The organism is Clostridium sp. TJA032 (assembly GCF_058310275.1).
In genome coordinates this window covers 15,568-40,680 of record NZ_JBZEFB010000007.1, presented here as the reverse complement: position 1 = coordinate 40,680, position 25,113 = coordinate 15,568, and the positions used below count along the sequence as shown (strand labels likewise).

At 24.2% G+C, this 25,113-nt stretch carries 18 protein-coding genes and 1 tRNA gene; 15 read left to right on the top strand and 4 right to left on the bottom strand.

Annotation, left to right across the window (positions count from 1 at the left end):
* The first annotated feature begins 12 nt into the window (after positions 1-12).
* The 3 genes from AC4FRL_RS11345 (at position 13) to AC4FRL_RS11335 (ending at position 2,542) form a co-directional block, all read left to right on the top strand.
* Positions 13-88 (top strand) — tRNA-Phe (locus AC4FRL_RS11345).
* A gap of 993 nt (positions 89-1,081) precedes the next feature.
* Positions 1,082-1,642 carry a hypothetical protein gene (locus AC4FRL_RS11340; RefSeq protein WP_491140354.1) on the top strand — a complete coding sequence of 187 codons (561 nt, stop codon included), beginning with the start codon at positions 1,082-1,084 and terminating at the stop codon, positions 1,640-1,642.
* A 318-nt stretch (positions 1,643-1,960) separates the two neighbouring features.
* Positions 1,961-2,542 carry a hypothetical protein gene (locus tag AC4FRL_RS11335; RefSeq protein WP_491140353.1) on the top strand — a complete coding sequence of 194 codons (582 nt, stop codon included), beginning with the start codon at positions 1,961-1,963 and terminating at the stop codon, positions 2,540-2,542.
* A gap of 48 nt (positions 2,543-2,590) precedes the next feature.
* Here AC4FRL_RS11335 and AC4FRL_RS11330 read toward each other — a convergent pair whose 3' ends face one another.
* Positions 2,591-4,966 (bottom strand): sensor histidine kinase, encoded by a 2,376-nt coding sequence (locus AC4FRL_RS11330; protein ID WP_491140352.1) that lies wholly within the window; start codon positions 4,964-4,966, stop codon positions 2,591-2,593.
* Between the two features lie 313 nt (positions 4,967-5,279).
* Between AC4FRL_RS11330 and AC4FRL_RS11325 the strand changes: the two genes are divergently transcribed.
* The 5 genes from AC4FRL_RS11325 to AC4FRL_RS11305 all read left to right on the top strand — a co-directional run bounded on the left by AC4FRL_RS11325 (position 5,280) and on the right by AC4FRL_RS11305 (position 11,081).
* Entirely contained in the window at positions 5,280-6,338 is a 1,059-nt protein-coding gene (locus tag AC4FRL_RS11325; protein WP_491140351.1) for an acyltransferase family protein, read from the top strand.
* 97 nt (positions 6,339-6,435) lie between these two features.
* Positions 6,436-6,663, top strand: a complete 228-nt coding sequence (locus tag AC4FRL_RS11320) for a hypothetical protein (protein WP_491140350.1) — start codon at positions 6,436-6,438, stop codon at positions 6,661-6,663.
* A gap of 141 nt (positions 6,664-6,804) precedes the next feature.
* Positions 6,805-7,680 carry a hypothetical protein gene (locus tag AC4FRL_RS11315; protein WP_491140349.1) on the top strand — a complete coding sequence of 292 codons (876 nt, stop codon included), beginning with the start codon at positions 6,805-6,807 and terminating at the stop codon, positions 7,678-7,680.
* Positions 7,681-7,707: 27 nt separating this feature from the next.
* Positions 7,708-9,894 (top strand): coiled-coil domain-containing protein, encoded by a 2,187-nt coding sequence (locus tag AC4FRL_RS11310; protein ID WP_491140348.1) that lies wholly within the window; start codon positions 7,708-7,710, stop codon positions 9,892-9,894.
* A 416-nt stretch (positions 9,895-10,310) separates the two neighbouring features.
* A complete protein-coding gene (locus tag AC4FRL_RS11305) occupies positions 10,311-11,081 on the top strand; it encodes a hypothetical protein (protein WP_491140347.1) in 771 nt (256 codons plus the stop codon).
* Positions 11,082-11,269: 188 nt separating this feature from the next.
* Here the strand turns inward: AC4FRL_RS11305 and AC4FRL_RS11300 are convergent, their stop codons facing one another.
* Entirely contained in the window at positions 11,270-12,088 is an 819-nt protein-coding gene (locus tag AC4FRL_RS11300; RefSeq protein ID WP_491140346.1) for a mechanosensitive ion channel family protein, read from the bottom strand.
* 626 nt (positions 12,089-12,714) lie between these two features.
* Complete coding sequence (locus tag AC4FRL_RS11295) at positions 12,715-13,359, bottom strand: biliverdin-producing heme oxygenase (RefSeq protein ID WP_491140345.1); 645 nt, start codon at positions 13,357-13,359, stop codon at positions 12,715-12,717.
* A 422-nt stretch (positions 13,360-13,781) separates the two neighbouring features.
* Between AC4FRL_RS11295 and AC4FRL_RS11290 the strand changes: the two genes are divergently transcribed.
* The 3 genes from AC4FRL_RS11290 (at position 13,782) to AC4FRL_RS11280 (ending at position 19,879) form a co-directional block, all read left to right on the top strand.
* On the top strand, positions 13,782-14,990 hold the full coding sequence (locus tag AC4FRL_RS11290) for an exonuclease SbcCD subunit D (protein ID WP_491140344.1): 1,209 nt from the start codon (positions 13,782-13,784) through the stop codon (positions 14,988-14,990).
* A gap of 1 nt (position 14,991) precedes the next feature.
* Entirely contained in the window at positions 14,992-18,510 is a 3,519-nt protein-coding gene (locus AC4FRL_RS11285) for an AAA family ATPase (RefSeq protein ID WP_491140343.1), read from the top strand.
* Between the two features lie 175 nt (positions 18,511-18,685).
* Complete coding sequence (locus AC4FRL_RS11280) at positions 18,686-19,879, top strand: acetate/propionate family kinase (protein WP_491140342.1); 1,194 nt, start codon at positions 18,686-18,688, stop codon at positions 19,877-19,879.
* A 192-nt stretch (positions 19,880-20,071) separates the two neighbouring features.
* On the opposite strand, the gene AC4FRL_RS11275 is transcribed toward AC4FRL_RS11280, so the two are convergent.
* Positions 20,072-20,827 carry a helix-turn-helix domain-containing protein gene (locus AC4FRL_RS11275; protein ID WP_491140341.1) on the bottom strand — a complete coding sequence of 252 codons (756 nt, stop codon included), beginning with the start codon at positions 20,825-20,827 and terminating at the stop codon, positions 20,072-20,074.
* A 168-nt stretch (positions 20,828-20,995) separates the two neighbouring features.
* Between AC4FRL_RS11275 and AC4FRL_RS11270 the strand changes: the two genes are divergently transcribed.
* From AC4FRL_RS11270 to AC4FRL_RS11255, 4 genes are all read left to right on the top strand, one after another.
* Positions 20,996-22,723: an ABC transporter ATP-binding protein/permease gene (locus AC4FRL_RS11270; protein WP_491140355.1), complete on the top strand. Its 1,728-nt coding sequence runs from the start codon at positions 20,996-20,998 to the stop codon at positions 22,721-22,723.
* A complete protein-coding gene (locus tag AC4FRL_RS11265; RefSeq protein ID WP_491140340.1) occupies positions 22,724-24,415 on the top strand; it encodes an ABC transporter ATP-binding protein in 1,692 nt (563 codons plus the stop codon).
* Positions 24,402-24,791 carry a YbaN family protein gene (locus tag AC4FRL_RS11260; protein WP_491140339.1) on the top strand — a complete coding sequence of 130 codons (390 nt, stop codon included), beginning with the start codon at positions 24,402-24,404 and terminating at the stop codon, positions 24,789-24,791. The genes AC4FRL_RS11265 and AC4FRL_RS11260 overlap by 14 nt, the downstream gene beginning before the upstream one ends.
* Positions 24,792-24,888: 97 nt before the next feature.
* Positions 24,889-25,077, top strand: a complete 189-nt coding sequence (locus tag AC4FRL_RS11255; RefSeq protein ID WP_491140338.1) for a (2Fe-2S)-binding protein — start codon at positions 24,889-24,891, stop codon at positions 25,075-25,077.
* Positions 25,078-25,113: the final 36 nt, after the last annotated feature.

The following is a 25,113-nucleotide window of genomic DNA, read 5'->3' as shown; positions in this document are numbered from 1 at the left end:
TTTTTATTTTATGGCTCGATAGCTCAGTCGGTAGAGCAGAGGACTGAAAATCCTCGTGTCGCTGGTTCGATTCCTGCTCGAGCCACCAAAAGCTTAGTGAATATTCACTAAGCTTTTTTTATTTTATAAATAATTTTGTTATAAAAAAGAAATCTATATATATTCTAAAAATTTTTAGAATATATATAGATTTCTTTTTAAATCCACAATAAGTAGATTTCTTAGAGAATAAATATAAAAGGGGAAGTTATTAAGGATATATGATTGGGGAAGTATTATATATCTATCTCTAAGTTTTTACTACTTATTAATTTGTGGATATTTTAATTATGGACAAATAAACAAAATATATACATATATTGTAAAAAATATTTTTTCATGATTTTTAATTTATTAATTTAATATAGCTATTTTTAATAAAAGAATAATTATTAATTAAATGTGAAAATTATTCATTAAAGATTTAAATGTTAATTGACATGAAATATTTACAGAGTTATCATATAATTACAAATAGCTAATATAAAATTTTATTAAGATAAAAACTACTAATATTTTTATTTAGTTTATATGAGATATTTATTTTCTAATGATGTATTTAATTTTATTAGTATGTAAATTTATTTAAGCCTGTTATTTTTAAAAAATCAATTTTAATATGAGATTGATTTTTTAAAAGTAAATTTAGGACTTATTATTCTAATGGTTTATTTAAGTTTATTAAGTAAAATCATATAGATCTGTTGTTTTTGGAGATTCAAAATTGATTTTGAGTAGCTTAAAGCGAATTTAGAATAATTAAGTAATCTTTTATTTAAACTAAGTTTATTATTAGGAGAACTTATATTGAAATGATTTTAATTTTAGCTTTTTAAAATGAAAATAATATTATGTTTGTTTAACCACAATATTCGACACCATATAAGATTTTTCGGATTTTATATGGTGTTTATTAATATTATATGAATTAATTATATTAAAATGTTTAATAAATTAGATTTTTATTTAATTTTAAAAATAAATATGTTATATTAGTTTCAATAATTATTTTAAAAATAAAATAGGATTGAGAGGGATTTTTATGGGAAAGTTAAATTTATTCTTAGATTATTTATGTGGAGAATTTAATAATGATGAGCAGGTAGATATGGAAATTAAGGAAGGTTTAAAACCACATCCTAAATCAAAACATGTAACTCATATTTGTAATGACAAAATAAAAAATCTTCCTGAAGATTTTAAAGGATTTTTTGTTATTGAGGAAAGTTATTATGAGCAAGGTAATTTTAAAAATATATTACCACACTTATTTTTATTTACAGAAGATGAGAATGGAAATGTAGTTTTAACTTCTTATGATTTACCAAAGGGAGTTTCTAAAGCTGATTTTAGAAATGATAATGAAAATTTAGTTATGGATTATAATGAATTAAAAGTTTCAGAAAAGTTTAATCCTATGACATATACTTTTAAAGATGGAGGCTTTGAAGGAGAAAGTGTAAGTCAATTTGGTCCTGAAACTATTTTTAAATTAAAAGAAAGAACTGAAGATGGAACTCTTTACGTAAGTGAAGTTATGGAAAAGAACGGTAAGGTAACATTTGGTTGTGTAGAACCAATTATCTATAAAAAAGTTAAATAGTTTTATTTTTAAATTATATCAAGATTAACCTTAATATTATGAATATAATTTTAAGTTTTATCTTGGTATAATTTTTTTTATTTAATTGTAAAATATTTACAATAAATATTAAATTAAAGAAAATAAGACTTAAATTTATTTAATTTGAATAAATGGGCTAAAATACGATTTTATTTTTTGTATGATAAAAGATATAATTATTATATGGTAAATATTTACATAATATAGTCGAATTAAATAAAATTGCTTTAAGAATAAAAATATTATTTTTGAAAATTTAATTTAGGTAAATATTTTAAGGGGTAGGGGGAGTTTAAAATGGAAAACTTATTAGATAATTATTCTAATGAAGAAGTTTTAAAAGCACTTAGAATAGCTAGAGAATTAAAAAATAAAAGAGAAGAAGGATACTTACCAGAGTTTATTAGGGTTAGAGTATCTGATTCAACTGAAGAAGAGTTTTCTTTAGTAAGTGAATACAATTCTTATATGAGGGAACTAAGAAGAAATTCAATTTTATTGAGTAAAGATGAAACTGAAAAGTGTGGTTTTAATAGTAGATTAGCTATAGATGTTGAGTTAAAGGATTTAATAATTTTCTTAAATACTCAACCAAATATAAAAACTTTATATTCTTGTTCAGGGCATCAATTTGTAAGAGGACAAATAACCTTTGAAGGACTTTTAAAATTTCCTCAAGTTGATGATTTTAAAGTTGAATATGCAGAAGAAAGAGATGAAACAAAGGTTAGTTTTGATGTTCCTGATAGAAGTTATGAATATCTAAATAAACTTAGGAAATTATATAATTATTTTTATTTAATAAATTATAAAAACTTAAAAAAATTAACAAGGGATGAGGTTAGTGCAATAAAAATTAAAGAGCATTGTTCAGCATAAAAAAACTCTCCCTTAATAAATAAGTTTTATTAAGGGAGAGTTTTTAAGTTAATGAACTTCGTAAATATCAGAAAGTTCAAGTTCTATATTTTTATCATCTGTTATATAATCTACTAAATTATTACTTTCTTCAGTATGACTTAATTTTATATTTGGTAACCATACAATAAATTCAGAACCATGAATACCGTCACTTCTAAGTTCTACTTTACCATCATGAAGTTCTGCAATAGATTGAACAATACTAAGTCCTATACCACTTCCTTCATTTCTTCTTTTTAAAGATTTATCTGCTTGAACAAATCTATCAAAAATTGAGGATTGCATATCTTTAGGAATACCAATTCCATTATCTTTTACACTAATTTTTACCCAATCATCAGATACATTTAAATCAACAAATATTTCACCAGAATCTTGAGTAAACTTTATAGCATTTGAGAGTAAATTAAGTATTAATCTTTCAATCTTTACAGGGTCGCATTTTATTATGTTTTCTTCTACATTAGTATCAAATATTATACTTATATTTTTATTTTCAGAATGAGGTATAACCAAAGATACTATATTTTCAACTAAGGAAACAATATCCTTATTTTTAAATTCAGCTTTTAAAAAGCCTACTTCAATCTTACTAACATCTATAAGATTATTTATAAGTCTAAGCATTCTATAACAATTTATTTTCAATCCTTGTTTATATTTGCCATAGGCTTCGTAAAAATCTTCTGAAGTAGCTTCATGTTTTGCATTTAATAGTTGAATTGTAGAATAAATAATATTAAGTGGTGTTCTAAGTTCATGGGAAATGTTTGCAAAGAACTCATTTCTAACTTGTTCATAAGCCTTAGCCTTCTTAAATTTTATAGCTAAGTTTTCAAGCCTTTTTTTAGAAGTTAAGTTTTTTGCTACAATAACCTTTCCATAAGGAGTATCATTATTATCCTTTAAAGTTCTTATAGTACATTCTACATAAACAAAGGAATGTTTACCTACTAGTTTACATTTTATACTATCTTCATCATCTTCTAATTTTAATTGTGTTAAAACTTCATCATTTTTACCTAGAAGCTTTATTATAGGAAGTCCTAATAGTTCTTCATAGGTATAATTTAAAGTTTTTAAAACAGAGTCGTTTGCATAAGTAATCAGACCTTTGTTTCCAACACTTATTATTAAATCTTGAATATTATTATTTATACAACTTAAAAGCTGTTCATTTCTTTGAATATTTTTTGTAAGAGTATATTCTTCTGTTATATCTTTTAAGTTAACTGCAAAATAATTTTTCTTTTCTACATTTAAAATTTGTATATAGGCATTTACTATTTTTCCTGTTTTTAAAATTAGCTTACCTTCCCAATTACCTCTTTCAAAAAGTGATTTATTAGCATCTTTTTCACTTTGCTCTAGGAAAATTGAATTTTCAAATAGTTTTTCAACTTCTACTAATTGTTCTTTTAGTTTATCAGCTTTGCAATAAGTTTCTCTTATAGCTTTATTTGTATAGATGACATTTTTTTTGTTATCATATAAAATAATAGAGCTACTAGTATTATATTCAACTAAGTGATAAAATACTTGAAGTTCCTTTTGTAGTAAAGAACTTCTTTTATTTTCAGTAGTTATTTCATTAAACACACCACTTATAGCTAATAAAAATGAAAATATTGTCAATAGAAGCACTATGTTATTTGTTTCAAAAAGAGCTAAATCTGGCATAAGAACTTCACAAATCCAATAAAGTCCTCTAAGGGATATAAGAAGCATACTAGCTATTATGAATGAATATATTAATTCACACTCAGATAATGCTTTTTTTGACAGAGCAATACAAGCTACTATATAAAGGATTATTATTATAATCATTAAAATAGCATAAAAATGAACACTCTTAGGGAATACATTATCAAAAAATATTTTGTAGTTTATCATAGGAGTAAAAATAGAAAATAAGAAAACTGAAATAGATGTAACTATTTTATGTTTAATTATAAAAGGGAAAATTCCTTTTTTATTAAAGGCTACATAAAAGAGTAATACAAGCCTAAATATAGAATGTATAAAAAGAAACTTATCAAATATTATTAAATTGTGCCCTCTTGTTATTAAAAGCTCCACAGATAAATTCATATATATTAAAGAGATTATAAAAAAATCATCTTTTTTTGTACTTGAGTAATATATTAAAGAACTTATATAAGCCATAGTACCTAAAATTAAAGCTAGATTTAAGGAAAAGGTAGGTACCGAGGCATCTGGTACAATGCCTATATTTTTTCTAATAAATACTTTATAAAATAAATCGAATATTAGTATAATAAATATAGAGAAAACTGAGTATGTAGTCAGTTTTATTATGTTTTGAGTTTCTAATTTATCTTTATCGTCATTAAATATGTGAAAGAATATTTGACTATCCATTTTTAGAGTCTCCTTCAAAATAAATTGCACATTTTAATTATAAAATGTATTTTTTAGACATATATTAGATTTTAACACAAATATATGTATAAATTCATATAAAAGTTAGAAATATAATATTAAATGTAAAATACAATTAAAAATTATATTTTAACAGAAAAATTTTGCATATAAAAGTATATATTTAATTATAAGTTCATAGTGAGTTTAAATCCTATTTAAAATATATAAGTATTATATTTATATAGATTATGGGAAATATAAGTATATGGTAATAACCATATGAAATTGTGATTGAGTTGGGAGAAATATTATGAGTGATGTTTTAGAAAGAAGGAAAAGGCTAGACTATTTAGACATAGCGAAGGGTATTCTTATAATTACTGTTGTTCTGTGTCATGCACCTTTTGACAATGCACCATATCTTTATTGGTTTCACATGCCAGCTTTCTTTATAATAAGTGGTATGCTTTATAAAAAGGGCGTGAATATAAAAGAGCAGGCAATTAAATTCTTTGTTCCTTATGCCATCTTTTCATTAATTGACATAGGTTTTAACTATGTAATGTACTATCATGGCAGTTTTTCTTTTAATGATTTTATAAATGAGATGTTAAAATACGCCTTTGGGGGAAAGGCTACTTGGGGAGTATTTTGGTTTATACCTGTAATGTTTGTTACAAAGGTTTTATTTGACCAGTTAAATAGAAGATTAGGTGGTAAGAAGCTTGCAGTAATTTGTGTAATAAGTTACTTATTAGCTAATATGTATTCAATTTTAGTAATACCAGATAGTGTAACAGATATAACTGAAAAATATTTTGTATTTTGGAATCTAGATACTGTTTTAATTACTTTACCTTATTATGCTTTAGGGTATTATATAGTTAAGCTAGACATTCAAGAAATTTTCAAAAAGACTTCTACTTTAATTTTATCAAGTATAGGAGTTGTTGGACTTTTTGTATTAAATAGTGTAGCAGGAATATACTATTATTTAAATATAAAATATTCTTATTACAAAGACCCTATTTTTGATATTATAATACCTGTAACCTTTACTGTATTTATACTTTCTTTAAGTTATCAACTTAGCAAATTAAAATACAAGAAGGTATTTACAATAATAGGTGCAAATTCTCTTATAATAATGTACTTACACAAACAAGTAGCTACTTTATTTATGGATGTATTTAATTATGGATATGTTATTTTTACAATAGTTGGTGTAGTGGTACCATTACTTATGATTGTATTAATAAATAAAAATACTTTAAGTAGGTTCTTGTTTAAAGGAGATCTTACTTTTTATAGGAGTTTTAAAGATATTAAGGACATAGGACCTAAAGAAATAATAATTGAAAATAAATAAGAGTAAAAGGCTTGGAATTTTTCTAAGCCTTTTTGTAATATTTATTTTTAAAAGATAATATAATTTTACAACAGGAAATATATTTTGGAGGGAGTATATGTTAGGGTGGGAAAAGCCTTGCATTAAAGAGTTTTATTTAAACGATAGAAGAGGTTTAGTAGATACTAATGGTTGTGTATATTTAGATGGAAGATATGCTGGAACCTTAAAGCCAAGTGGAGCTATTTATATAGAGGGTAAAAGAGGTTTTATTAAGAAAAATGGAGACATATATTTAGAGGGTGTTTTAATTGGAACCTTGAATAATTATAGTATAATATATTAAATTTTTTAAAGTTATGAAATATGTAATTATTTCATAACTTTTTATCTTTTAAATGTTTTAACATAAAAATTAAAGGTATATAATATAATAAGGAATTCACAAAAGATTTATAAAGAACTGTGAATGGAGGGGTATAAAGTTATGGAAAGGAAGGATTTTAATAATTACAGAGAGATATCTATAATAATAATGTTAATTCCAATGCTCTTTATTTTAGTTGATACTTTAGGGCGGATAATTTCTAAAATAAATAATAAAAATTTAATTGAAACAATTATTAATGAGATATTTATATATAGGGAATATATAGTTAAGATTATAATAATTATGGCTGTTATTTTTGTTATAGCAAAAATAAGAATTGTTAAGGAGAAATTTATTCTTGGAGATTTTAAAGTTATAGTTGGATATACCTTAATAGGTGTTACTAGTTATAAATTTTTTGGAAGTGGCTATGAATTAGTTAAATCATTAGATGTGTATCTTATGTGTATAATAGGTATGATTTGTATATTATCTGGCACAAGAGAGGTTTTATCATCTATAGATAACATAAGTGTAGATTGTGAAGAAAAAGAGAATTTTGAGAGATTATTTCATAAGAGAGTAAAAAGGTTAGGAATAATATATTTTATTATATTTACTATTTTAATAGGAATAGAAAACTTAAATACAATAGCTTCTAGTGAATTTATTATGAAACTAATAAATAATTATAATCATCATTATAATAATTTAGCTAGAGTTATATCATTAATAGGAATAATCTTAATAATAGCTTTAATATTTACAGTTAGAAGGTCTTTTTCTACTTTAAATTTATGCTATGAAGAATATATTTACATAATAAAACATAAAACTGTTACTGAAGAGATAAAAAAAGAAGTAGATTTTCTTAGCTTAAAATTAGAATGTAATAAAAAACATATGAATAATAAATTAAAAAAACTTGAGGATAAAAAGGCTCAGGTTTTACTAAAAGGTATTTTTGATTTTTTAAAAAATAACAAGCATTAAAAATTAAATATGCTTAGAGGGGACTGTATGGAAAACAAAAAGATTACAAACTTTGATTTTATATTAAAAACAAGTCTTGAGAGTTATTATGAGTTATTAAGAAATGCTGAAAAAGCGTGGGATACTCAAGAAGCTCTCACTTGTACAGTTTTAAGAATGGTAATTGAAGATTTATTTATTAAAATTCAAGAATCATATAAATTAGAGAGAGGAAATAATTTAAGCTTTAAAGGAAGTATAGATAACTTAGAAGGCCATATTCCAAGCTTTGTAATAGAATATGGAGAGTATATAAGAAGTTTAGGAGAAAAGTGTTACAATAAAGAAGCACTAAATAACTTAGATGAAAATACTAGTTTATTAGCCTTAGAAAAGGCTCATGATATTTTAATATGGTATTTAAAAAATGTAACTAATGAAATAGAAGAAAGTAGAACATTTACTTTTATAACTCCTGAAAGTTTAAAGGAAAGCCAATGTGATTTAGTTATAGATAAAAAGGTTTTAGAAAATAAAGAAAAGTTTATTATAAGCCTTGAAAAGCAAATAAAAACTACAAAAACTGATGAAAAAAAGCAAGAAGAACTTTATGAACTTTTAAAAAATGTAAAGGAAGAAAAAAAAGACCTTGTTGATAAGTTAAATGAAAAAGAATTAGAGCTTCAAGAAGCTTTAAAAAGTTTTAAAACTCTGCAAGGTACTATTTTAAGAGAAGAATCTTCAGAGGATAGTGATAATAAGTATAAAGATTTTTACAAGGGATTTTTATCGCTTCAAGGATATGAGTTAAGAGTTGTTTATGCATTTTTAAAAAGTCTAAGTTTAGGAAGTATATTTATAAATAAATCTAAAGGAATATTTGTAAAATCTAAAAGAAAAGAATTTTTAAAGTTTATTGAAAAAGAAGTTGATGAATTAAAGGGATATTCTGATGGAGTTTTAAAAATAAAATTATATTATGCTCTTTTAAAACTTACAAATACTCCTTCTACTTCTATTTTAGATAAAAAAATATTTGATAAATCCTTAGATAATGTAGTGGAAAAGTCTTATTTCTTACTTGAGAGTAGAAGTGATTTTAATGGGAAGGTTGATAAGCTAGAAGGAATTATAAATTATTACTTAATAGTTATAATAAATGGTTTATTACATTCAATAAGTAAGGAGAAGGATAGAGAAGTTAAACTTTGTGGAGTAATTTATGAAGTCTTAATAAACACTCCTGAAAGAGAAAGAAATCTTATATTAAATAAAATGAACTTTACAGATGTTTCAGAAGAAACAATAAAAGAAAATATAAGAATAAATCAAGAAAAGTTTTTAAAAGCAGCTTTAGAATGTGGAACAGAGGAAAGTTTAGATTTTGTTATAAAATCTATTTTTTCAATTTATGTAGCCTTTCAAAAAGACTTTGATTTTTATGAGTTTAGAACTAGACATGATATGGTAAGAGCTTATATAGGTCCTTTATTAAGTTTTATAATTTTAAAAGAGTTTAAAGTTTCAAGAGAAAATTTAGTTCCTATTTTTGTTATGGAAATAAGTTTATCAAACAAAATTTTAAAAAAGGATAAAAAGGAAAGTTTATATTATAAGCAGTTAGTTCAAGTTTGGAAGGAAGAAAAAGAAGAATATGATAAAGTTCTTTCTGAAAAGAGAAATTTAGAGAAAAATCTTCGTGAGACAGAGGAGATTAAAGAAGTTTTATTAATAAATGAGAAAAAGTTTATTGCTGAGAAAGAGAATACAGAAAAAGCAATAGAGGCTCAAGAAAACATATTTAAAGATATTGTTCTTAATTCAGAGGAAGTTAAATTATTTGAAGATTATATTGAATATGAAAGAATAAAAAGACAAATAGATACTATAGATATATCAGAGGAACATAGTATTAAGGATAGAGGTTTTCTAAAAAATATTTTTTCTTTAGATACATGGAAATATAAGTTGAATAAGCTTGAATTAAATAAGAGTATGAAATATTTAGAGGAAAGTTTAATTAAAGAGGCTAAAGAATCTGAATTTTTTAAAAGAGAACTTTTGACTATAAAAGAACTAGAAGATATACTTTCAGATAAAGTTAAGGGCTTAGAGTGTATAAGGAATGAACTCAAGGAGAATGCTCTAGAAAGAGAACGAATAAATAAATTAATAGTAAATAGCAATAAGAAAATTAATAAGTTTAAAGAGGATAATTTTGATTTTGCTAATTAAAAAAGCTGGTATTTGTATGCCAGCTTTAAATTTATAAATCATGCTAATTCACATACACTTATTATTTGGACAAATTAATTTGCTACAGGTTTCCCAAGGTGAAAAGGAACAAGTTTTTAAGTAATTAAATTAATTAGCATTATCTATAAATTTACTTTGATTATAACATAAATTTAGTTATATAAATATAACTTTTCCTTCAAGAAAATAAACTTTATATAAATATTTAGAAAACAAAATAATAAGATTAATAATAAAATATGAATTTTGAAAAATAAAAATTATTTATATAAATTAAATTAATCTTTATAAGTTAAGTATATTGAAAGTAGATAAATTGAATATTATAATTAGATGTTAAGTTTTTATAAAATTAAAATGAATTTAAATACACAAAAGATAAGTGGGGGATGAAGATGAAAAAATTCCTTTCATTAGGAATAATAAGTGTTTTAGTTGCAGGTATGTCGGTCTTTGGTTTAGAGGAATCTAGACATAAAAAAATTAAAAATTTAGAAGCTAAAGTTTTTCAAGCAAAAACTTATATTAAGCATGGAGATTTAGCTAATGCAAAATTAATGTTAAGTATAATAAAGACTGAAAATATAGGGTTAAAAGATAAGGGTGTAGAAGAAGATATTTTTGAAATTGAAAGTAGTATAAAAGCTAATAAGGATATGTTACTTCATGATAACATTAAGAACTTAGATGAGTTAACTCCTAAAGAAAAAAATGTAGAGCTTTTAAATCTTTATTTAGAAAATAACAAGGTTTCTCCAGAGGTTAAAAGTATTGAGGGGGCAGGAAAGGAGTATTATATTAATTATAGAAATTTAAAAAATCTTCCTATAGATGAAAGTAAGAATTTTCAAGATAAGAAAGGATATATATTAAAGCCAACAAAATTTTCAAGTAGATTTTCAGAGGATATATGTTTAATTTTTGATTCTGAAAAACCTTATTATATTGATAATAATATATATTATAAGTTTATAGAAATACCTGTAAGTAGTTATTTTGGAGAGGAAGAAAAGGAAACATGGTATTTTGCAGATTTGAATTTTAATATAATTAGTAAGGAAAATTTAGAGTTTTATATGGATAATAATTATATTATAGATTATAAAAATAAAGTTATAAATACTTATGATTTAAGTAATTATATAAATGATGAGGAATTGTATTAAAAGGATAAATTAAATAATTTTGTCAATATATTGAAAATATATTGACAAAATTATATGAAAACGTTATTATAAAGTTAAGATAATTATTTAAGATTTAGTGTGGTAGGATTGATAAAAACCTAAATTAAATGTGCCTCTTGTTCATTTAATTTAGGCTTTTATTTTTTTATTTAAAAATTATTTTATTTCTAAGATTTATTTATTTTTATATCCATTTGAGGATAAGGGATAGTTATATGTTCTTTATCAAATCTTAGTTTAACTTCTTCTAATAAACTAAAGTGAACCTTCCAATAATCCTCTTGCTTTGTCCAAACTCTTACAACAAAATCAATAGAACTTGCTCCGTGTTGACTTATACCAACAAAGGGTTCTGGAGTTTTTAAGATTAATTCATTTTTGTTTATAATATCAAAAAGTACATTTTTAACTTTAATTATATCGTCATCATAGGCTACACTAAAGGTTAAATCAACTCTTCTAGTTTCTTTTGATGAATAGTTTATAAGACTTCCGTTTGCTAAGGTTCCATTTGGAATTAAGATTTCTTTATTATCTGGAGTAACTAAATGAGTATAAAAAACTGTTATTTTTTCAACAGTTCCAGAGTAACCTGAAGCTTCTATAAAATCATTAACTCTAAAGGGTCTTAATAAAAGTATTATTACTCCACCTGCAAAGTTTGATAAACTACCTTGAAGTGCTAAACCAATTGCTAATCCAGCAGAAGCTACAAGGGCTGCAAGACCAGCTATATCAAAACCTACATAACTCATTAAGGTTATTACTAAAAGAAATTTTAATGATACTTCAGCAAAGGCTTCAGCAAAGGAAGTAAGAGTTGGGTCAATATGTCTTCTTTTCATTATCTTAACTAAGATTTTAATTAATTTATTTATAATCTTCCAACCTACGTAAAGTAAAACTAATCCAATTACTAATTTAAAGCCATTAGTAGTAATCCAAGAAATAAATTTTTCATAAATGGTATTAAGATCAAATTTCATATAAAACACCTATAAAATATATTTTATATAAAGTAATTAATATATTTTATGCCTTTCTTTAAAATTTATTTTTAATTGGTTATTTTTAAAAAATTAAAAGTATTTTATATAATTTAAGTATATTTTAAGTTTTAAATTTTTATATTTAAACTTTAAAATATGCTTAAAGACAACTCATTTTATTATAAAATTTCTTTATACAAATATCAACTAAGGGAACTTGAATAAAATTTTATAAAATTAAGAGTTAAAGTGTTTATAAATTATAAATTTGGATAATATATAATATTGAAAAGACCTTAAATACTTATGATTCAGGGCATAATCATGAGATGGCATTACTAGGTAAAAGAGCTATGGAATAAATTCCATAGCTCTTATTAAAATTATATTAAAGTGAAATGATTTTATCTGTTTAATTAAAAAATATTTAAATTTATTTTAAAAAGGATTATACAAAATAATTATATATGTAAACTTTAAATAAAAGAATTAAAAGATTTAAGCTAGTAATCTATAGTGAATATTGGGAGTACTAACTATAGAGTTTTAATTTTAAAATTCTCTATAATTAAAAGTTTATAGTTTAATCTTTGTATAATCCCTTTTTTATTCAAAGTATAAAATTATTGATTAAATTTTACAAACTCTAATTCGTTTGAAATTGCTATGTTGTAAACATATGAGTTAGCAACTTCATTTATGAAAGTTTCTTTCATTTCTTCGTTTAAGTTTATGTTGTTTAATTTGTTGTGATAATCCATAACGAAGTTTCTCATTTCAGGACCATCAGTTAAGTGGTCATATTTGTAGTAGTTTAATCCTTCTTCATCTATTTTATATAAATCTTTAACTAATTGATAGATTGTTCTTCCACCAAATAAATCTGCAAGATATCTAGTGTAAGCATGTGCAACTAAAAGTTCTGGAGTTTTTTCTCCTATTTCATTTATTCTAGCTACATAAGCTCTTGTTGAAGCTAAAGGTTTAACTTTTTCTGAATCTTCTTTTAATAAGAATTTAACATCTTTAAGTAAAGAATCAGCACGATATATTTCAGGAAGTACAAAGTCTTTAACTACTTCATTATCTTTGTATTTTTCTAAGTTTATTTCTATTGCTCTGTAAACTTCATAAAGATTGTAAAGATATTCAGCATAGCTTTCAGTTGAAGCTTTTCCTTCTAATAATCTTTTTAAGAAGCCTGTTTTTTCAGCTACTGAGTGTAAATCGTTACTATTGTTTTTTATATCCATCATGAATGAATTCATTAAAATCACCTCGTAAATCTATTTTAAATTTTGATATGTTAAAGTTTTAATATCTTTCTCATGCATTTAATATACTACTTAAAAATATCTTCATCAAATGGGGAATTTTACGAATTATGTTCATAAATAATAAATTTTTAAGAAATTTAATAAGAAAAGTTATATTTTTTTAAAAAATAAACTAATAATTATTTAAGAATAATTATTATTGATAAAAATATCATTTTTTTAAAAAATTATAAATTTATAATTACACTTTTTATTAAATTTTATTCTTAGTAAGTTTATTAAAGATAAAAATATATTTAGTATAATATTTATTAAGAGTAATAACATGAGTTTAAATAGTTTAATGAAAAATTTTTTTAAACTATTTAAGTATTTTTATTAAATTTAAAAAAATATAATTTAGGAGATATATTATGAGAGTTTTGCATACTGCTGATTGGCATTTAGGGAAAAATATAGAGGGAGTAAGTCGCTTAGAAGAACAAGAAGAATTTTTAAATGATTTTGTGAAAATTGTAGAGGAAAATGATATTGATTTAGTTATTATAGCTGGAGATGTCTATGATTCTAGTAACCCACCAGCTAGAGCAGAGAAACTATTTTATGATACCTTAAAGAATTTATCAAACAAGGGGAAAAGAATGACTTTAGTTATTTCAGGAAATCATGATAATCCAGAAAGACTAATAGCTTCAGCACCTTTGGCTAAGGACCATGGAGTTGTTATGGTAGGAACACCTAAAAGTAAAGTACCACTTGGAGAGTATGGAAAAAATAAGGTTATAAATTCTGGTGAGGGATTTATTGAAATAGAAGTAAAGGGAGAAAAAGCTATTATATTAACAGTTCCTTATCCTAGTGAAAAAAGGTTAAATGAGGTTTTATATGATTCTATGGAGGAGACTTTAGAAAGAGCAAAAACCTATAGTGAGAGATTAAAAATATTATTTGATTCTCTTAAAGAAAATTTTAGAGAAGATACAATAAATTTAGTTGTATCTCATCTTTTTGCAACAGGAGCTGAAAATTCAGGTTCTGAGAGAAATATAGAACTTGGGGGGAGCTTTATAGTTGATAAGGAATGTTTTCCTAAGGAAGCACAGTATATTGCTTTAGGACATGTTCATAAGCCTATGATTTTACCAGGAACTAATAAAAAAATAAGATATTCTGGTTCTCCACTTCAATACAATAAAAAAGAAATTAATTTTGAGAAAAAGTGCTTTATTATTGACTTAGAACCTAAAAAAGAGGCGCTTATAGAGGAGATTAAATTTAAGGTGTATAAGCCTATAGAGGTTTGGAAGTGTGAAAGTATAGAAGAGGCAATTGTAAAATGTGAAGAAAATAAAGATAGAGAGTGTTGGGTTTATTTAGAGATAAGTACTGATAGATTTTTAAGAGAAGATGAAATAAAAATTATGAAGAGAACAAAAAAAGATATTTTAGAAATTATTCCTAAAATAAAAAGTGAGGAAGATATTTTAGAAGAAAGTGATTTTAAAGAAAAGTCTTTTGAAGAATTTTTTATTGACTTTTATGAAAAGGAAAGAGGAATAAAGCCTGATGATGAAGTTTTAAATCTTTTACTTAATATAGTTAAAGAAGAGGAGGACAAGTAGCATGAAGCCTATTAAATTAAAAATTAAAGGGTTAAATAGTTTTATAGAAAGTCAGGTTATTGATTTTGAAGAATTAACAGAAAGAGGGCTATTTGGTATTTTTGGTCCTACAGGAAGTGGAAAATCTACTATTTTAGATGGAATAACTCTTGCTTTATATGGAGATATAGCAAGAAAAAGTTCAAATTATATAAATACTAACTGTGATAGTGTTTATGTAAGTTATGAATTTCAAATAACAGGTAGTGAAGTAAAAAGATATAGAGTTGATAGAGAGTTTAAAAGAGATAATAAAAGTGGAGGAATAAGGAATAAAAGTGCTAGAATAATTGAAATAACAGGAGAGAGTGAAAATATACTAGAGGAAAAATCAAAGGCTGTAACAGTTAAGTGTGAAGAAATTATAGGGTTAAAATTAGATGATTTTATGAGAACTGTAGTTTTGCCACAGGGAAAGTTTAGTGAATTTCTTAAATTAGAAGGAAAAAGTAGGAGAGATATGTTAGAGAGGTTATTTAACCTTGAAAAGTATGGTGATAATCTTTCAAATAAATTATTATCTGAAATAAGAAAAGAAAAAGAAAATATGACTTCTATAGAAGGGCAGTTAAAAGGATATAAAGGAATTAATTATGAAGTTTTAAAGGATAAGGAAGAAGAAGAAAAAAATTTAAATTTAAAAGCTAAGGAAAAAGAAGATTTATTTAATAATTTAAAAAATGATTTTAAAGAAGCTGATTTTATCTTAAATACTCAAAATGAGCTTAAGAATAAAAAGGAAGAAGAAGAAAGTTTAAGAAAGCAAAGTGAAGAAATAGATAGCTTAAAAGAGAGAATAAAACTTTCAGAAAGAGCAGATAAGGTTATTTTATTTATAAATAATTTTGAGGAAATATTAAGAGATTTAAAGAATGAAAATTTAAAGTTTAATGATATAAAAAATAGTCTAGAAGAGATTACTAATTTAAAGGATAAAAATAAAATAGAATTTGACAGAGTGCTTAAAAAGAAAGAGGAAGATTTACCTGTTTTAGAAAGAAAAAGAGAGAGATTAATAGAAAGCGAAGAAGAAATAGAGAAGCTTTTAAAAATGAGAGAGGAAGGAGTTGAATTAAAGAAAGAATGGATGGATATAAAAAATAATCTTTCAAAGCTAAAAAGTAAATTTAACTTTTTAGAAGAAAATGAAAAAGCCTTAAATAAAGAATTAGATGAAAAGGAACTTATACAAGAAAATCTTTTTATCTCTGAAGATTTTAAGGAAAGAGTAAATGATGGATTAATTGCTTTAAATTCTTATGAAGGATTAGAAAAGCAGATAAAGGATATAGAATATGAAGATAATACCTTAAAAAATAATATAAAAGATATTAAAGAAGAAAAAGAAAGATTAAGAATTTCTTTAGATGATAAAATAAATAATTTAGATAAGCTTACGGAAGATATTAAAAATTTGCCAGATAGTTTTTTAGCAGATAATGAATTTATTTTTGAAAAGCAACTTAAACTTAAAGAATATAAAGAGAGATATGATAATTATATTGAGATAAAAAAGAATTTAGATGATGCTTTAAAAGCTAAAGAAACTTTTGAAATAGAACTTAAAAGGGGTAATGAAGAAAAGCTTTTAAGTGAAAAAGAATTAAAAGAACTTAAAGACTATATAGGAAAGGCAAAAATTGAGGAATTAGCCATTAAAATTAGAGAAAATTTAAAGGAGGGTGAAGCTTGTCCAGTTTGTGGTTCTCTTCACCATGAATTTAGTAATATTAAAAAGTTTGATTTAGAAAATTCAAATGAGAAATCTAAATTGTTGGATATTAAGGAAAAGGAATTAAGAAATATTATTTCAAACTTATCAAAGGTAGAAAGTGATTTAGGACATGAAAATAATAAAATTAATAAATTAAAGGCTTCTTTAGAGGAGATAGGAGAAGTAAATAAGGATGAATTAAATTCTTTAAAAGATGAATTTGAAGATTTAAAGAAAAGAGCAGAGAAATTTAATCTTAAAAAGGAAAAGCTAGATAAGGATTTAGAAAATTTAAAGGAAGAAAAAAATACTTTAGAAAATCATTTTAATAAATGTGAAGTTATTTTATGCGAAAAAATAGTTAGAGAAAAGGAGATTTCTTTAAAATTAAATGATTTAAAGAAGAATTTAGAAAAAGAAAATTCTATAATTAATTCTATAAAAAAAGAGTTAGATATAGAGGATATTAGGGAAGAAAAAAATAATATATCAAAAAAAGAAAGAGATAAAAATTTATTAGAGAAGAAAATTAAGGATTTAAGAATAGTACTTCAAGGGAAAGTTAATGAAAAAAATACATTAATGGATAAACTTAATAAATTGAATGAGGAGGTAATAGAGAAAAATTCATTATTAAAAAGTAAGTCTAAAATTTATATAGAAAAAGAAAATATGATTAAAACATCTTTAAAGGGATTAATAGATGAAGAGGAAAAAATACACCAGTTAAAAATAGAAAGTATTTTAAAAGAGTTAAATTTAAATATTAAAAATATAGAGGAGGAATATTTAAATTTAAATCAAGCTAAAGAAAAGTTAGAAAAAGATTTTAATAGTATAAATAATAACTTTGCTGTTATTAATGATAGAATAAAATCATTAAGTTTAAGGAAAGAAAAAGAAGAAAAAAGAGTTTATTTAGCCTTAAAAAAAGAAGGTTTTAAGGATATTTTAGAAGTTAAAAATTCAGTTTTATGTAATGATGAAAAGGAAAATTTAAAAACTTTAATTGAAGAATATAATAATAATTTAATTAAGGTTAGGGGAAATATAGAATTACTTCTTAAGAAGTTAGAGGGAAAAAGCATAAAAGAAGAAGAATGGTTAAGGATTTCTAATGAAAAAAATAATTGTGAAAAAGAATTAAAATATATTGAAGAGGAAAAAGTTAGATTAATTACAGAGATTAAAAATTTAAAAACAAAGCTTGAAGAACAAAAGGAAATACTTTCTCTTAAGGGAAAGCAAGAGCATAAACTTGCCTTATTAAGTGATTTAGAAAAGCTTTTTAAAGGGAAAAAATTTGTAGAATTTATTGCTTCAAATCAATTAAAGTATATATCTATGGAAGCTTCAAAGAAACTTAAAGAGATAACAAATGGTAACTATGGTTTAGAAGTGGATGAAAATGGTAAATTTATGATAAGAGATTATAAAAATGGAGGGGCTGAGAGGGATGCTTCAACTCTTTCAGGGGGAGAAACATTTTTAGCATCCTTAGCTTTAGCATTATCCTTGTCATCACAAATACAATTAAAGGGAACAGCACCTTTAGAGTTATTCTTCTTAGACGAAGGTTTTGGAACTTTAGATGATAATCTTTTAGATATTGTTATGACTTCTTTAGAAAAACTTCATCATGAAAGGTTATCTATAGGAATAATAAGTCATGTTGAATCTATAAAAAATAGAGTGCCAATTAAGCTTATGTTAAAATCAGCAGAAGCAGGTGTTGGTGGAAGTAAAGTTAGAATAGAGAGAAGTTAAATTTAGTTAAAAAGGGCTTTTTAAGCCCTTTTTGGTTTATTTTCTAAAATATTTACAAATTTTTTTAATGTTTAAGGTTGAAAAATTTTCAATAAAAATATAAAATTTATCTTAAGATTGGCATGGATTCAAGGGGTAATAAAAATTAAATAAATATTGAGAGAGGGATAAAGAAATGAAAGTACTTGTAATTAATTGTGGAAGTTCATCATTAAAATACAAATTAATCGATATGAGTGATGAAAAGGATATCATAGGAGGATTAGTTGAGAGAATTGGAATTGGACAATCTAAACTTGTTCAAAAAGATGCAGAGGGAAATAAATTTGAATTAGAAAAAGATATAAAAGACCATAAAGAAGCTATAGATATAGTTTTAAATACTTTAGTAGATGACGAAATAGGTGTTATAAGCTCAGTTGATGAAATTGCAGCTGTAGGACATAGAGTAGTTCATGGTGGAGAAAAATATTCTTCTTCAGTAGTAATAGATGAAGATGTTATAAAATACTTAGAAGAGTGTAGTATATTAGCACCTCTTCATAACCCAGCAAACATAGTTGGAATAAGAGCTTGTCAAAGTCTTATGCCAAATAAAGAAATGGTAGCTGTTTTTGATACTGCTTTCCATGGAACTTTACCAGAAAAAGCATACATATATGCTATTGATTATGCTTTATATGAAAAATATAAAATAAGAAAATATGGTTTCCACGGAACTTCACATAAATATGTAGCTAATAAAGTTGCTGAAGTTATGGGAAAAGACATAAAAGATTTAAAAATCATAACTTGTCATTTAGGAAATGGAGCAAGTATTTCTGCTGTTAAGGATGGAATATGTATAGATACAACTATGGGATTCACTCCTCTTGCAGGTGTTCCAATGGGAACTAGATCAGGTAATATAGACCCTTCAATAATACCATTCTTAGTTGAAGAATGTGGATACACAATTGAAGAAGTTTCAGAAGCTTTAAATAAAGCATCTGGAGTTTTAGGAGTATCTGGCGTAAGCTCAGACTTTAGAGATATTGAAGCTGCTGCTAAAGAAGGAAATAAGAGAGCTCAATTAGCTTTAGATATATTCCACTACAGAATAAGAGCTGAAATAGGTTCATTCATTGTAAATATGGGTGGAGTAGATGTAATAGTATTTACTGCTGGTGTTGGAGAAAATGCTCCAGGAACTAGAGCGGCTTGCTTAGAAGGATTAGAGTTCTTAGGATTAAAATTAGATAAAGAAAAGAATAATGTTAGAGGAAAAATCGCAGAAATAACAGCTGATGATTCAAAAATAAAAGCTTACGTTATACCAACAAACGAAGAGCTTATGATAGCTAAAGAAACTGTAGATTTAGTTAAGTAATTAAATTAATAGTATTAGAATATTATTAAGTTTTTAGATTAATAATATTAGTACTACAAGTTTTATATAAAAAGTAAGGAATGTAGAAAAGTTTATTTATAAATTTTTCTACATTCTTTTTTTTTTAAAATTAATTATAAATATCTTATTTAAATATATTTAAATAAAAAGACTTAAAACTTACTTTAAGCTTTAAGTCTTTTTTAGTATATTTTCTTTATATTTTAGAGGAGTTAATCCTGTAAATTTTTTAAAGGTAGTACAGTAGTAACTTTGGGTATTAAAACCTACCTTGTTAGCAATATCTAGTACTGATATATCACTTTCTTTTAGAAGATTCTTACTTTTTTCAACTCTATAGTTATTTAAAAAATTTATAAAAGTTTCTCCAGTTTCCTTTTTAAATAAATTGCAAAAATAAGTTTTATTTATTTTAAATTCTAGAGATATACTAGAAACACTTATATCTTTATAGTAATTATTTTCTATAAATTCTATAGCTCTAAGGGTGTAAGGAGAATAATTATTTAAATAGTTTTCTTTAAGCTTTTCTTTTAATATTAACTTTAGAAAGCTTTTATAATATTTAATACAGCTTTTTGTTTTAAGTGGAAGTTTATACATTTCTAAATAATTTTTTGAATCATTAAATTCTTCTTTTAAATAAAGAGGACCTACTATAAAAAATAAATTTTCTCCTATTTCTTTATAATTAAATATTACATAAACTGCCTTATTATTTTCAAAGTTAAGAATTATAGAGTTATCTTTTTTATTTTTAAAAGAAGATAACTCTAATTTGTTTTTTAGTTTTAAATCTTTAAAAATATAATCATAAAAAGGGGAGTACCCTGTATCAAAAATAATATTTAATTTATTATCTAAAGCCCTTATTGGGATTTCAAAGCAATTATAAAAATCTATAAGAGCCGATTTTATAAAAATCATTAAAAATCATCCTTTCAAAAGTTAATATCATTAAAAAAATAAAAATATAGCGAAAAACAATTTTAATAAAATATGATAATATATTTATATTATCATTAATGATAATCATTTTCAATAAGCTTTAAAAAGTAGATAAACAAATAATTTTATAGGGAGGTAATTTTTATGATGATAGATAAAAGGCTTTTAAATTTATGTAAAAACTCTAAAAAGTACATATTTTTAACTGTTTTAATGAATTGGATTTCTATTCTTTGTAATCTAATAACAATAATGATTATTGGATTTAGTATTCAAGAACTTTTTACTTTTGGAAATATTGAAATGTTAAATAAAAAGATTTTAGCTTTAGTTATTTTATTATCGGTAAGATTTTCTGTGAACTTATTAAGTGGACATTTTTCTTATAAATCTTCTGAAAATGTAAAGCTTACTCTTAGAGATAAGATATATGAAAAACTTTTAAAGCTTGGAATGAGATATGATAACTTTTATAGCACTTCTTCAATTGTTCAAATGTCAGTTGAAGGAGTTGAGGCTTTAGAAGTTTATTTTAGTAAGTATTTACCACAGTTAATATATTCTATTTTAGCACCATTAACTTTATTTTTTGCTTTAGCATTTATTTCTTTTAAAGCAGCTTTAGTATTTATATTATGTTTGCCTTTAATACCAGTATCAATAATATTAATTATGAAAATTGCAAAGAGGATATTAAAGGAATATTGGGGACAGTATTCAGATTTAGGAAATACATTTTTAGAAAATCTTCAAGGTCTTACTACTTTAAAAGTTTTTGATGTAGATAAGGAAAGACATGAGTTAATGAATGAAGAAGCTGAAAGTTTTAGAAAGATAACAATGAAGGTTTTAAGTATGCAATTAAATTCAATAAATGTTATGGATTTAATTGCTTTTTTAGGGGCTGCTATTGGTAGCATAGTTGCTTTATTTCAATTTAAGAATGGAGAAATTACTCTTGGAGGAATGATAGTAATTTTATTAATATCAGCAGAATTTTTTATACCTCTTAGGCTCTTAGGTTCATACTTTCATATTGCTATGAATGGAATAGCTGCAGCAGATAGAATTTTTAAAGTTTTAGAAACAAAGGAGAGTAAGGAGGATTTAAAAAATAATCTTAAAGAAGTAGAGAATATTTCTCTTTGCAATGTAAGTTTTTCTTATGATGGAAAAAGAAATGTTTTAAGTGATATATCTATGAGTATAAATAAGGGCGATTATATTGCTATTGTTGGAGAGAGTGGAAGTGGAAAAAGTACTATAGCTTCATTACTTTTAAATAGTTATAAAGCGTCAAAGGGAAAGATAACTTTAAATGGAGAGGATATAAATGATTTAGACTTTTCAGAGCTTTACGAGAGAATATCTATAATTTCAACTAATAGTTATATTTTTAAGGGTACTATTAAAGAGAATTTATTAATGGCTAAGAAGGAGGCAACTTTAGAGGAAATAAATTATGCCTTAAAAAAAGCTAATCTTTTAGATTTTGTAAACTCTAAAAAGGAAAAATTAGATTTAGAAGTTGGAGAGGGTGGCTCAAAGCTTTCAGGGGGACAAAAGCAAAGACTTGCCTTAGCTAGAACTATATTAGCAAATGAGGAAGTTATAATTTTTGATGAAGCTACTTCAAATATTGATGTTGAAAGTGAAAATATGATTTTGAAATCTATAAATGAACTTTCAAAGGATAAAACAGTAATAGTTATTTCCCACAGACTTTTTAATGTTAAAAATGCAGATAGAATTTATATGTTAGATAAGGGAGTTTTAATTGAGGAAGGAAATCATAGAGAACTTATAGATAGAAAAAATAAATACTATGAAATGGTTAATTATCAAAATGAACTTGAAATGGGAGGTGTAATTTAGGTGAGAAAGTCAGGGTTTTCAATAATGAAAAGGCTTATAGGTGAACTTAAACCTCTTATGCCTGTAATGTGCATAACTGTATTTATGGGGGTTTTAGGATTTTTAGTAGCAATAGGTATAACTGCCTTTGGAGGGCTTTCTATAGCAGTTTTAATAGATAAAAGTATAAATTTTTCATTTAAAACAGCAATTATTTTAATGATTTTATTTGGAATATTAAGAGGACCTTTAAGATATTTAGAACAATTAAGTGGACATTATATAGCTTTTAAAATATTAGTTATTTTGAGAGATAAGGTGTTTTTAGCTCTTAGAAAGCTTGCACCAGCTAAATTAGAAGGAATGGAGAAGGGAAATTTAATTTCTATGATAACTTCTGATATTGAACTTTTAGAAGTTTTTTACGCTCATACTATAGCACCAATTAGTATTGCTATTATAACTAATACTATAATTGGAATAATACTTTTAAGTATTAATGTAAAGGTTGGAATAATAGGAATAGTTGGTTATATATTAATTGGATTTTTTGTTCCTTATATAAGCAGTAGGTTTGGAAAAGAAGCAGGAGTTAAGTATAGAGAAGCCTTTGGAAAAACAAATTCATATATTTTAGATTCTCTTAGAGGTATTAAAGAAGTTTTAATATTTAAAAATGGAGAGGAAAGAAGAAAGAATATAAAGAAATTATCAAAAGAATTAAATGAAAAGCAAAAGATTATAAAAAAACATGAGGGAATAATAAGAGCCTTTAGTGATTTTATAATAATGGCAACAATTTTGATTGTTTTATATATTTCTTATTTAGAGGTTTTAAATGGAAATATGACTATTGGAAGTTTAATAATTTCAGTTGTGTTAATAGCCTCTTCTTTTGGTCCTGTTGTGGCGTTAAGCAATTTATCTAATAACCTTCTTTTAACCTTTGCTTCAGCTCAAAGAATTTTTAATATTTTAGATGAAAAGCCTTCTGTAGAAGAAGTTTTAGGAGAAGGTATGGCTATTGAAAGTGATATAAGATATAAAAATGTTTATTTTTCTTATAAAGGAAAGGAAGAAGTTTTAAAAAACTTAGATGTAAATATAAGTTTAGGAGATAAAATTGCAATTATAGGAGAAAGTGGAACAGGAAAAAGTACCTTTGCAAAATTACTTATGAGATTTTGGGATGTTACAAAGGGAGAAATAAATTTTGGAAATAAAAATTTAAAGGAAATACAAACTAAAGAACTAAGAAAGAAAATTGCTTTAATGGGGCAAGAAACAAGTTTATTTAATATTAGTATTGAGGATAATATTAAAATTGGAAATTTAAATGCTACCTTAGAGGAAGTGAAAGAGGCAGCAAAAAAAGCAGGAATACATGATTTTATTATGACTTTAGAAGAAGGATATAAAACAAGGGTTGGAGAGTTAGGAGGAAATTTATCTTCAGGAGAAAAACAGAGGATAGGTTTAGCTAGAGTATTTTTAAGAGAAAGTGAAATTGTTATTTTAGACGAGCCTACAAGTAATTTAGATACTTTAAATGAGGGCATAATATTAAGGTCTATAAAAAACTATTTAAAAGATAAAACTCTTATACTTATAACTCATAGAAAATCTACAACAAGGGTATGCGAAAAGATATTTAAGATTAATAATGGAGAATTAATTCAGTATAGGAGGGGGAAAGGAAATGGGAATACTTAAGATGTTTTTTGTACTTTTAGGTTTTCTTTCTTTAGGACTAGGTATTGTAGGAATTATAATTCCTGTAATTCCTACAACACCTTTTTTATTATTAACAACCTTTTGTTTTGTTAGAGGCTCCGATAAATTTAATATTTGGTTTAAGGAGAGTAAGATATATAAAAATTACTTAGAAAGCTTTGAAAAAGAGAGAGCTTTAACTTTAAAAACAAAATTAAGTATATTAATATTTGCAGATGCTATGTTATTAGTTCCTTTAATAATATTAGATAATATTTATTTAAAGTTATTTATATTAGTTCTTATAGTTTTTAAGTTTTATTATTTTATATTTAAAATAAAAACCATAAAAGTTAAGAAAGAATATGTAAAATAGACATAGAAATAATATTTTAGTTATAAGATATTTCTTTATAAAATTAAGATTTATGTGTTAAGCTAAGAACATATTTTAATATAAGGAGATTTTTATTATGACAAGTTTAAATGAGGATAGAGTTTTATGCAGATGTAAAAAAGTTTCTGAAAAAACTATAAAAGAGGCTATTAAAAATGGAGCTAATACTTATGAAAAAGTAAAAAAGGAAACAGGGGCTAATTCCTATGGATGTTTTGCATGTAGATTAGAAATTAAAAAATTATTAGAAGAAAATAAAAGATAAATTAAAAAAGTCATGTTAGAATTTAAAAGTTTTTAG